Origin of the sequence: Pedobacter sp. KACC 23697, from assembly GCF_045348445.1 — a bacterium.
Lineage (GTDB): Bacteria > Bacteroidota > Bacteroidia > Sphingobacteriales > Sphingobacteriaceae > Pedobacter.
Genome location: NZ_CP157485.1, coordinates 4,418,644 through 4,430,860, shown reverse-complemented (window position 1 = coordinate 4,430,860; position 12,217 = coordinate 4,418,644). Strand labels below are relative to the sequence as shown.

Annotated in this window: 7 protein-coding genes; 5 read left to right on the top strand and 2 right to left on the bottom strand. The window is 37.9% G+C overall.

Going from position 1 to position 12,217, the window contains the following annotated elements; genetic code table 11:
* Positions 1-80: 80 nt before the first annotated feature.
* The 5 genes from ABEG20_RS17890 to ABEG20_RS17870 all read left to right on the top strand — a co-directional run bounded on the left by ABEG20_RS17890 (position 81) and on the right by ABEG20_RS17870 (position 10,702).
* Positions 81-3,053: a SusC/RagA family TonB-linked outer membrane protein gene (locus tag ABEG20_RS17890; RefSeq protein WP_406824615.1), complete on the top strand. Its 2,973-nt coding sequence runs from the start codon at positions 81-83 to the stop codon at positions 3,051-3,053.
* 11 nt (positions 3,054-3,064) lie between these two features.
* Positions 3,065-4,477 (top strand): RagB/SusD family nutrient uptake outer membrane protein, encoded by a 1,413-nt coding sequence (locus ABEG20_RS17885; protein WP_406824614.1) that lies wholly within the window; start codon positions 3,065-3,067, stop codon positions 4,475-4,477.
* A gap of 753 nt (positions 4,478-5,230) precedes the next feature.
* Positions 5,231-8,365: a SusC/RagA family TonB-linked outer membrane protein gene (locus tag ABEG20_RS17880; protein ID WP_406824613.1), complete on the top strand. Its 3,135-nt coding sequence runs from the start codon at positions 5,231-5,233 to the stop codon at positions 8,363-8,365.
* A 25-nt stretch (positions 8,366-8,390) separates the two neighbouring features.
* Entirely contained in the window at positions 8,391-9,989 is a 1,599-nt protein-coding gene (locus tag ABEG20_RS17875; protein WP_406824612.1) for a RagB/SusD family nutrient uptake outer membrane protein, read from the top strand.
* 53 nt (positions 9,990-10,042) lie between these two features.
* Complete coding sequence (locus ABEG20_RS17870; RefSeq protein ID WP_406824611.1) at positions 10,043-10,702, top strand: hypothetical protein; 660 nt, start codon at positions 10,043-10,045, stop codon at positions 10,700-10,702.
* A gap of 170 nt (positions 10,703-10,872) precedes the next feature.
* Here ABEG20_RS17870 and ABEG20_RS17865 read toward each other — a convergent pair whose 3' ends face one another.
* Positions 10,873-11,280: a DoxX family protein gene (locus tag ABEG20_RS17865; RefSeq protein WP_406824610.1), complete on the bottom strand. Its 408-nt coding sequence runs from the start codon at positions 11,278-11,280 to the stop codon at positions 10,873-10,875.
* 1 nt (position 11,281) lies between these two features.
* Positions 11,282-12,181 (bottom strand): LD-carboxypeptidase, encoded by a 900-nt coding sequence (locus ABEG20_RS17860; RefSeq protein ID WP_406824609.1) that lies wholly within the window; start codon positions 12,179-12,181, stop codon positions 11,282-11,284.
* Positions 12,182-12,217: the final 36 nt, after the last annotated feature.

The following is a 12,217-nucleotide window of genomic DNA, read 5'->3' as shown; positions in this document are numbered from 1 at the left end:
TGTTAAAATTTGTTAAATTATTGCTTATCTCTATTATATTTAGGGCTTCAAATAATTAATCATTAATTAACTTAAATTTCATGAAAAAACTTTTACAAAGTTTGTTCGTACTTTTGTTTTTTGCATCTACCGCAATTGCTCAAGATAGAACAATTACTGGTACGGTAACATCTTCAGATGATAAACTACCGATTCCTGGAGTAAGCGTAAGGGTAACAGGAACACAGATTGGAACTGTTACGGACGCTAATGGTAAATACTCAGTTAAAGTTCCTTCGGGTTCGAAAAACTTGGATTTTTCTTTTATCGGTTACTTAGCTAAAAACGTGGCAATAACCTCTTCCAACACGATCAATGTTGCTTTAGAGTCTGATTCTAAAACGCTATCAGATGTAGTTGTAGTAGGCTATGGTCAACAAAGCAAAGCATTAACCACCCAAACTACAGCGACAGTTAAGGCCGAATCGTTTAAAAACATGCCTATTCAAACGCCGCAACAAGCGTTACAGGGACAGGCTGCAGGTGTTAACATGATTAACTCTTCAGGTGTTTTAGGATCAGAGGCGCAAATTACCATTCGTGGTGGAGGTTCAATTAGTGCTGCTGGAAGACCTTTGTATGTTGTTGATGGTGTTCCCCTGAACAGCAGTGGAGGAGACTATACTCAGACTCAAGGTGGTTCATCTGCATTAAATCCATTGATCAACATCAGTCCGAATGATATTGAAAGCATGACGGTTTTAAAAGATGCCTCTGCTGTTGCTATTTATGGATCTCGTGGTGCAAACGGGGTAATTCTGATTACGACAAAGAAAGGTGCCTCTGGCAAAACTAGAATCTCAGCAGATTATCAAAATGGTTTCTCTTCTCCAACATCGGTAGATGAGATGATGTCAGCTGATCAATTTCGTCAGTTCAGAACCGATTATCTTAAAGCAAACAATCAAACAGTACCAACTTACCCTACGACTAGTTATAACTGGATTGATGCTGTTATACGTACAGGTAAATCAAATACCGTTAATTTAAACGCATCTGGTGGTGATGAAAGAACTAAATTTTATCTTGGTGGAACTTATTCTGATGAAAGCGGTTATACACTTGGAAATAATTTAAAACGTCTTTCAGGAAGATTAAACTTAGATCATAAAATTTCTGATAAGTTTACCGTGGGCTTAAATTACAGTTTATCGCATATTGACATGGATCGTATTGGTTCAGAAAATAACACCTATGCGCCATTAACTGCAGCTTATTTACAATTGCCATATGTTACCCCTTACGGACCGGATGGAAAGTTTCAGAATACAGGTTTCGTAGCAAACGTTGTTGCGATTGCTGAAACCGGTATTAATAAAAACTATTCAGATAGAAGTACAGGTAATGCTTACTTAGAATATAAAATCATTCCTGGATTAAGGTTAAAAACAGACTGGGGTATTGATAATTATGGTATTGACGAAAAATATCGTGAAACAGATTTGTTAACTCCTGGTGGTTATGCTTACAGGACCCACTACACCGACAATAAATGGGTAAGTACAAATACCTTAAATTACGACAAAACTTTCGGTAAACATACCATAGCGGCTTTAGCTGGATATAGTTTTGAAGCAGCTAAATTAACTCAAATGATGGTTGAGGGTTCGGGGTTTGTAAGTGATGATCTTCCGAACGTAGGATCAGCTTCCACGCCAATAACTGCTTCTGAAAATATTTATGAATGGGCGTTGCAATCTTTCTTTGGACGTTTAAATTATGATTTTGATAAAAAATATCTTTTTGAAGCTTCATTGAGAAGAGATGGCTCTTCAAGATTTGGCCCGAATAAAAAATATGGTAACTTCTATGCGGTATCTGGTGGATGGTTAATTTCTAATGAGGCATTTTTCAATAAAGACAATAATTTTGCGCAAAATTTAAAACTAACAGCAAGTTATGGTACCTCTGGTAATGATAATATTGGCTTTAATGCTTACTACGGTACTTTCGCCTCTGGGTCTAATTATTTAGGACAAGCAGGTTTAACACCTAGTAATGTTCCAAATCCTGACTTAAGCTGGGAAGAAACCGGACAGTTAGATATCGGCCTTTCTGCTAGATTATTTAAAGCCATTGATGTTCAGTTCAACTTCTATAACAAAAACACAACTGGAGCATTATTAACAGTACCTTATCCTTACACTACAGGGTATGCATCTGCAAATAGAAATGTAGGTAAAATGAGAAATAGGGGTTATGAGGTTTCCATCAACTCTGATAACATTGTTGGTCGTGATTTTACTTGGAGAACCTCTTTCAACATTGGTTTCAACAAAAATACAATCATAGATTTACCTGTTAATCCTGATGAAGACGGTCGTAATTTCTTAACCGGAAGTGCCGTACAACGTGCGATTACGGGTTATTCTAAAAACTCTTTCTACCTAATTCGTTACAATGGAATCAATCCTCAAACAGGAAATGCTGAATGGTTGAAAAAAGATGGTACAGTTACCACCACGCCGTTAGCATCTGATCGGGTAATTGTAGGAAAAGGTAACCCGGATTTTTCAGGAGGTATTACCAATACATTTACATATAAGAACTTTGATTTATCAGCATTCTTCAACTTTAGCTATGGTAACGATGTTTATCTGGATGGTTTACAGTTTGCAGATAACTTTAGTTCAGGTTCTTACAACAAAAGTGTTAAATTGTTAGACTATTGGAAACAGCCTGGAGATAATGCATTTGCTCCGGCATTAAATAGTTCAACAAGAACAACCTATCAGCAGGCATCTACAAAACAATTGTTGGATGGTTCATACATGCGTTTAAAAACACTATCAGCAGGTTATAGCTTTCCTAAAGAATTGTTACAAAGAACGAAGCTTTTCACAAGCTTGAGGATTTATTTTCAAGGTCAGAATATTTGGACCATTAAGAATAAAGACTTTAGAGGTGATCCTGAGATATCTGCAAATGGTGCATCTAACCTGGTGCTAGGGCAAAGTTTCTTTGCTTTGCCGCAGGCGAAAACCTTTACTTTCGGTGTAAATATTGGCCTTTAAAATTTGATAAGATGAAATTAAAATATTATATTATATCCTCAGCTCTTGTACTGTCTTTCTCATCGTGCAAGAAAGAATTGGAAAAATTACCACAACAGGATATTGCTGAAGAAGTTGCGTTTAACTCGCCATCAACAGCATTAGGTGCACTTAGAGGTGTTTACAGTACTGCCCAAACTTTTGATTTTTACGGAAGTTTACCCCAGGTAATCGGCGACTACATGGGAAATAATGTTGACTTTGTAGGTACTTTCCCTACACTACAAGAGTTAAACAACTTTTCAACAGTATCTACAAACGTAAACGTAGCTACCATGTGGCAAGTTCACTATCAAGTGATTACCCGAGCGAATAACGTTATCGCAAAAATTAATCTTGTAGATGGTTTATCTGCTGCAGAAAAGGCACAGTATGCTGGTGAAGCCAAATTTTTACGCGCATTAGCTTATTTTCAGTTGGCTAATTTCTTTGCCCAACCATTCCAGGTTAGTTCAGGAAGTAACCTGGCTGTTCCTTTAGTGCTAGAGCCATTTGATGGTACAGTTAAGTACCCATCAAGAAATACGTTAAATCAAGTGCATGCACAGGTTGTTCAGGACTTGACTGAAGCCATACCTGCTTTGCCTCAATCTTATGACGATGCAGCTGATACCCGCGGTCGTGCAACTAAAGGCGCTGCTTATGCGCTTCTGTCAAGATTATATTTGTACAGAGAAGAATGGGCTAAAGCAGAAAGTGCAGCAAGAAGCACATTGGCACAAGGTATTTATGATACTGCGCCAAATTACGCTTTCTATAGTGGTAATACTAGTGAGGATGTATTCACCATTCAGAACAGCGCTATCGATAACGGTAGAACGGGTTCCGGCGGCTGGGCTTCTTATTATAACCCAGCGGCATTAGGGGGGCGTGGTGATGCACCTTTCTCTCAAGACCTGATCAATGCTTATACTTCAGAATCTGGAGACAAACGTTATAATTTGAAAATATCAGGAAATGCGGCAGATGGCTTGCCTCACTTATTTACTTCTAAGTTTCCTGATGCAGTAAATAATTCTGATAATTCTCCAGTAATCCGTACTACAGAAGTGTATTTAAACCTTGCTGAAGCATTAGCACACCAAAGTACAACCCCAAGTGTTGAAGCTGTTACGATTTTGAATACCAGAATCAGAAGTAGAGCAGGATTACTTCCAAAAGCTGTAGTGACTCAACAAGCACTTATCGACGCTTTGTTAATCGAAAGACGTAAAGAGTTGGCTTTTGAGGGCCATAGCAGAATGGATTTGCTTCGTAATAGACAAGGCCTTAGGACCGGTAATGCAGCGGCAGCATTTGGTGGTGCCAAAACCATATTACCAATTCCTCAAAGAGAGATTGATAATAACCCTGGATTACAAGGTCAACAAAATGCGGGCTACTAATAACAATTTATAATACGGCTGTCTCAAAAGTAAAAACAAGACAGCCGTCTCAGAATTAATTTGGCCGAATACCAATAACGGCCTAACCTGAATATCAAAAAGGGCAATTTTCAATTTTGAAAATTGCCCTTTTTGTATTATAAAAGATTTTAGGTAAATTTTATTTTTCGCTTTTTTAAAAAAGAGACTTATTAGATGGCCTTTTTTTTCCAACTAAAAATACAATAATGCTTGATGGTTCGTGAAGTGATTTAGGTGTTTGCTTTTTAATAGCGGTTAACAACTATAAAAAATGCTTTTTATTATAGTTGTTTTCTTGTTCTTTGACGATTAATTGTAGTTTGTTTATTTCTTGAAAATGAATATTATATTATACTCCTGCTTTGTTAATGTTATCAGATATTTAAGTTTTAAGGAATAAGATCATGGAGATTTCAACTATTAGCTTTTTGTAAATGCCCGCTATTTAGAAAAATATGTATATTTTTTTTATTGCAATATGGCTTTTCTCCCTAAGAGAAATTTTAAAAAAATTAACAATGACTGCTTAACTGTGGTTTAGATGATCAGGGTGTTTTTTTGTGGTAAATAGTTACATTTTAGTTAAAATTTTATTAAAGAATTACTTCGATTCGAATGCTAACTATTATGTTAAGCGTTTTAATAAAATAAGGTGTGAAAAAATATTTGTAAAACTTGCATTACATCATACTAAATCATATCTTGTATCATTATTAACTAAACTAAATTTTTATGAAAAAACTTCTACAAAGTTTGTTCATATTGCTATTCATTGCATCTTCTGCAATGGCGCAAGAAAGAACAATCACTGGTACAGTTACGGGTAAGGGAGATGGGTTGCCACTTCCTGGCGTAAGTGTTAAAATTAAAGGTACATCTAGTGGAACTACAACTGGTGCCGATGGTAAATTTACCATAAGGGTCGCGTCATCAGCGTCTGCAATTGAATTCAGTTCTATAGGCTACGTAAGTCAATCTGTTTCCATTGGTGGTCGGAATTCAATAAGTGTAAGCTTAGTGTCAGATGCTCAATCGCTAACAGATGTTGTTGTTGTAGGTTATGGTACGGCTTCTAAAAAGGATGTGATCGGAAGTGTTGCCAAAGTAACCGGAGAGTCACTTCAAAATATTCCAGCACCTTCATTCGATAGGGCGTTAGCTGGTAAAGCTACTGGTGTTCAGGTTATTACGCCATCAGGTTTATTGGGGCAAGCGCCGCAGGTACGGATTCGCGGTATCAACTCTATTACTTCAGGCGCATCGCCTTTATATGTGGTTGATGGAATTCCGGTAATTAGTGGTGATGTAGGTGGATTTACATCGGTGAATGCATTGGCGGATATCAATTCTAACGATATTGAATCAATTGAAATCCTAAAGGATGGTGCTGCAACTGCTATTTATGGATCAAGAGCAGCAAATGGTGTTGTTTTAATTACCACCAAGAGGGGAAAATCAGGTACACAGTTTAACTATGATGGTTGGACCGCAATAGCCAATATTTCCAGCCGTTTTGACCTGTTAAATGCGGATGAATTTGTAACTATTGCGAATGAGCGCTTCACCAATGCGGGGCAAACGCCACAGGCTAAACCTACTCCAGATGGATCAGGCGGCTTTGTTGATACCGATTGGCAAGATGCTGTTTTCCAGCAATCAGTGCAGCAAAGTCATTCCGTATCTGCTTCTGGCGGTACAGATAAAACTAAATATTTCATGTCGCTTGGTTTTACCGATCAAAAAGGCGCAATTGTGTCTAACTCTTTAAGAAAATATAGTTTTAGAGCCAATCTGGATCAGAAAATTACTAACTTTTTAACTTTTGGTATCACATCAGGGGTAACCTATCAGAAGAACTTAGGTCCGTTAGCCGGTTCAAATAACTTATCCGGAAATATTTTTGCTGCTACACGTATGCTTCCAAATGTTCCGGTCTATAGTGCTACAGATATCACAGGCTACAATATCAGTGCTGACAGAAGATCGCTTGGTCCGGGCGCAAATTTGAGTCCTATTTCGGATAACATCCCTAATATCAGATTTGTATTGGATAATAACGTACGTCAATCGCAAACTATTCGCTTAATCGGGTCTACATATCTGGAAGCGAAGATTATGGATGGATTGAAATTTAAAACACAGCTTGGTATAGATGGATCATACATCGAAGATTTTGTTTATACTGATCCCCGTCATGGTGATGGCTTTAGCAGTAATGGATCAATGTCACAGGCATATAGTCCGTTTTTCAGATGGAACTGGCAAAATATTTTATCATATACCAAATCTATCAACGGTGAACATAACATAGATGTAACATTAGTATCCGAGCTTCAAAAACAGAGATCGTCGTTTTTCCAGGCAAATGTGTCGAATCTTTTAAACATCTACTTTAATCAGAACATTACATCCGGAACATTTATTACACCAACAGTATCGGGTGGTTTAACTCTGAATGGCATTGAATCCTATTTAGGTAGATTAAACTATAATTATAAAAACAAATACTACATCACCGGATCGATCCGTAGAGATGCCTTATCTTCATTGCCAATGGGCAATAGAGTGGGGTATTTTCCTGGTGTGGGTGTTCAATACCGTATTAATCAGGAAGAATTCTTTAAAAATGCTGAAGGTTTAAGTTTCATTTCTGATTTAAGACTGAAGGCATCATTTGCTGAAGTAGGTAATACGGATATTGGTTCTTTCCCATACTTTGGTACTTACGGTGCGGCTCTTTATGGAAACCAGGGAGGGATTGGCTTTAATAATACCGGAAACCCATTGTTGAAATGGGAATCACAGAAAAAATATGATGTAGGCTTGGATGTTGGCGTATTGAGTAACCGTGTTAATCTAAGTGTTAGCTACTGGAAGCAAGATACCAAAGATTTGATTTTAGCTGCTCCAACAGCACCGGTATTGGGTGTTCCTGGAAACTCAATCAGCAGAAATGTGGGTAGTATGACGAACAAAGGGTGGGAATTCTCTGTGAATGCAGACGTACTTCCAGCCGGTAAAGTAAAATGGAATACGACATTGAATTTCTCGGTACAAAGTAATAAAGTTACAGGACTGGTTGACGGAAATGATATCGTAGGAGATTACAATTTAACCCGCGTTGGCGAATCCATCAGAACATTGTACGGTTATCAGTATGCTGGTGTAAATGCGGCAAACGGTAATCCTTTATATGTTAAGGCAGATGGTAGCCTGGTTCAGGGAAGAATAAGTAACACTACTTATTATAAATATGATCCTGCCAATCCAAATTATTTCTTTAATGCGGCACAACCTGTTAGCGCAACTAACCCAGATAACCGTTCATCTTTAACAGCAAATGATAAAGTAATTTTAGGTAACTCATTACCGAAATGGTTTGGTGGTTTTAATAATACTGTTACTTATGGTGATTTTGATTTGAATGTATTCTTAAGATTCCAGGGCGGAAACTATATTATGAATAGGACCAGACAGGATTTATTAAGCAACAACTTTGTAAACAATAGTGTTGAAGTTTTAGGCAGATGGCAAAGTGCGGAAAATCCTGGCGACGGGCAAATGCCTAGATTGTGGGCAGCTAGGGGTGCATTTATCAATTTAGATAATAATGCAGTGTCAAGATTTGTTGAAAAGGGTGACTTTTTAAGAATGGACAACTTAGCCCTAGGTTATTCATTACCAAGTTCAATTTTATCAAAAGGCAGCATTAGAAAAGTAAGGGTATACGCCTCTGCACAAAATTTATTTGTTATAACAGGCTATAAAGGACTTGATCCGGAAACAAACACATCGGGTGCGGGTGTAGATTTTAACGGTAACCCTCAGTTGAGAACATTTACTTTTGGCTTAAACCTGGGTTTCTAATCGTCTATCACAAAATCAAAGGAAAATGAAAAGTATAATTAAAAAAATAAATATCCGTAGCAGTGTAACTGTTATGATAATTGGACTTACACTTTCTGTGAGTTCATGCAAAAAATTTACAGATTTAGTACCCAATAATAGTTTCGCAGAAGAAACTGCTTTCACTACACCAGATCGTGTAGCTCAGGCCGTTAATGGTGTGTATAGTGCAGCACAAGCGGGCGCCTACACAGACGGATCTAACAGGGGGTATCCTTTTGGTGCTGCTAATACAGAACAGCAGGATGCAAGAGGAGAAGATGTTATTGCTGTGCCATCATTTTATTTAATTACGTATGAAACAACCAATGCTACAAACTCTCCAAACGGAACTGCTATGTGGGAGACGCTCTATGCATTAATTAATAGAGCGAATGTGGTAATAGAAGGTGTTCAGGGTGCGCTCGCTAATGGGGTAATTTCTGCCGATTTAGCTAAACAGTATGAGGGCGAGGCCCGTTTTTTAAGGGCTTTGGCGCACCATGAATTGTTAATTCATTATGCACGTCCTTATGGACATACATCCGGTGCAACGCACCCTGGTGTGCCTTATCGTACAACGCCGGTTAATACACCTGAAAGGGTAACCCAAAATCTTAGCCAAGGTAGAAATACCGTTAAAGAATGCTATGATAAAATCATCGAAGATTTAACCTATTCAGAAAACAGCCTTCCTGCAACTTATTCCACCGCGAATTTAAAAATTACGCATGCAACAAAAGGAGCTGCCATTGCACTTAAAACCAGAATATACTTGCATATGAATAATTGGTCTAAAGTGATTGAAGAAGGTAATAAAATCGTATCATCAACCGCGCCATTTAAGAGTTCTGTAGGATCATACGAACTGGCAGGTTCTCCAGATGCGCCATTTTCCCAAAATTATGGTACAAATGAGTCTGTATTCTCGATTGAGAATAATACCAACCGAAATTCGGGAACAAATGGTGCTATTTCGACGATGTACAGCAAAACTCCTGGTCGTGGTTTGATCGCAATCTCACCTATTATCTGGAATACAGCATCTTGGAAACCAAATGACCTAAGGAGAAGTCTATTGGCCACTAACGATGGCAGAGCTTACTTTTCTAACAAATATCGCGATCCGGCTACCTTTACTGATGCCAACCCCATTATTCGATATTCAGAAGTTTTATTAAACCTGGCAGAAGCATTAGCCAGAACCAATAGTCTTGATCTGAGAGCTTTGGCCTTGTTAAATGCAGTACGTAACCGAGCTGTAACTACAGTCGCAGATCAATATACGATTGCAAATTTTGTAACACCGAATAGTTTAATACAGGCTATTTTAGATGAAAGAAGAATTGAATTTCTGGCTGAAGGACATCGTTGGGGAGATATACATAGGCTAGCTACAGATCCAGTATTTTCTACTGGTGGTATCCCTGCCAAAGTTTCATTTGCAAACACTACATTTGCCTCCTGGAATTCATCTACGCCATATGCAGGTTCAAGATCTGTAGCAGCAATTCCATATGCAGATTATAGATTTGTATGGCCTATTCCACTTTCTGAAACAACCAATAACCCAACCCTGAAGGCACAACAAAATCCTACCTGGTAAATAATTGTTATTAATAAGGAGCCTTTAGCAGGGCTCCTTCATCTTTTTTCGCTATGAAATTAAACACTAAAATTTTAGGAACAATCTTATTTGTTTCGCTTCTTGCAGCAAATAATCTAAGGGCGCAATATCAATTTGTGGCTGATGAAAAAGGAAAACTACTAACTGATAAGAGATACGAAAATGTAGAAGGAAGTGCTTACTTGTTTCCAGACTGGAAGACTGGCGAGGTAATTACCAATGAAAAGAAATTGGTACAGAACCTTTCTCTGAAATATGATCAGGTAGCAGATAATTTACTTTTTCAGGCAAATGGTGCCAGCTACGAATTTACGCCTAAAGTAGCCTCATTTGTAATTAAATCAGGAAATGTTAGCAGAAAATTTATCTATTTAACGAAGGAAGCCGGAGCACCTCTTAACGGATATTTTGAGTCTTTAGCAGATGGGAAATTCAAACTATATAAAAAAGCAAAAAAAATAGTTCTGGAAGCCAAGGGATATAACTCGGCGAATATCAATAAGGTGATTGATGAAAATAAAAAGTATTACTACGTAGAAAAGGGAAAGTTTAAAGAGCTTAAGCCTAATAAAAAAGCAATAGAAAGTGCTTTTGCTGATCATAAGAGTGAAGTAGATGCATATTTAGCCACCAACAAGGGCTTAAAAGATGAAGAGGATATTATTTCATTTTTTCAGTTTTTAAATCGTTAAAAAGATAGATAATTCTTTTTAAGCAGACTTCGTAGTAATGGGTATTGTTAAGCGAAACATCAATTTCAATCTGAAATTGATGTTTCGCTTTTAAATCTTTAGCTGAAAGCAGAACGCTTAACTAAATTCTCCTGAAGAGCTGAATGTTTAACTTATATAATAGATTCCTCTTACTTCTTATCCACACTATACTTACCCGGCCCAATAAAAATCAACCCGATAAATACAATGCCTAATTCAATGGCGTGGCTGGCACCCTGTAAGCCTTCGCCTTTGCCAAAATGAACCAGTGCAGCTATAGCCATCGTAAAGACTAACAGAATCAATGCCGGGCGGAAAAACAATCCTACAATTAACAGGAAACCACCAAAGGTTTCTGTTGCTGCCGCCATGAAGCCCCAAAATATCGGTATAAAATCTATGCCGATTACCTTCATGCTTCCGCCTAAGCTAGTCCAGCCGCCTGGCCCGCCTGCAAGTTTCGGGAAACCATGAATAATGAACATTACGCCTAAACCAATACGGAGCAGTAAAAGGCCGGTATTGCGGTATTTTCCTAAATTGTCTAAAATTGCCATATTATAAATATTTAAATTGAACGTTGTTTATTTTTACTTTTAAGTTCACTTCAGCGCCTAAAACCATACACAGGTTATTATCGATATGACCCGTCGGGAAATTAAAGCAGACCGGAAAATCGTAACCTTTAACTATATCCCAGATTACCTCATCCGCGGTTTGCCCGAAAGAAATTTTCTCTTCTTCAATTTCATTAAAGGCACCAATAATCAGACCCTTTAAGTGTTTGAGCTTACCTGCTCTTTTCAGCATGCGCAACATGCGGTCTATGCCATATTCTTGTTCGCCTACATCCTCCAAAAAGAGTATTTTATTGGTAAAATCCATTTCAGAAACAGAACCTTGCACCATAGTGAGCAGAGTTAAATTGCCGCCAATTAAAACCCCGCTTGCCTCTCCTGCCCTGTTTTTAAATAAGCTTTGATAAGAATAAGCCTGTTTTTCACCAAATAAAGCTTTTTGTAATGAAAGTAAGGCCTCGGGTGTAGATTCATCAAATGTGTAAGGCATTTGTGCATGTATGCATTGGCAATTGCATAACGCAACTAAATGTGATAGCAAAACCGTAATATCGCTAAAGCCTACAAACCATTTCGGGTTCTTGTTAAATTCTGTAAAGTCAAGGTCGTCAATAATCCGGATGGTACCGTAGCCTCCGCGACCTGAAATAATGGCTTTTATAGATGGGTCATCTAAAAAACGCTGAATATCTTTAGTCCTTAAAGCATCGGTCCCTGCAAATTGATGGTGGCTGGCATATACACTATCGCCAATAACAACTTCCAGGCCCCAGCTTTCTAATTGCGCGATGGCTTGGTCTATAGGTTTGGGTAATTTCTTTGCCGGACATACCAGCGCAATCTTATCTCCTTTTTTTAAATACGGGGGCTGCTTAATCATCTTCAAAAACACTTATCTTTGCCAAATTAATAAAAA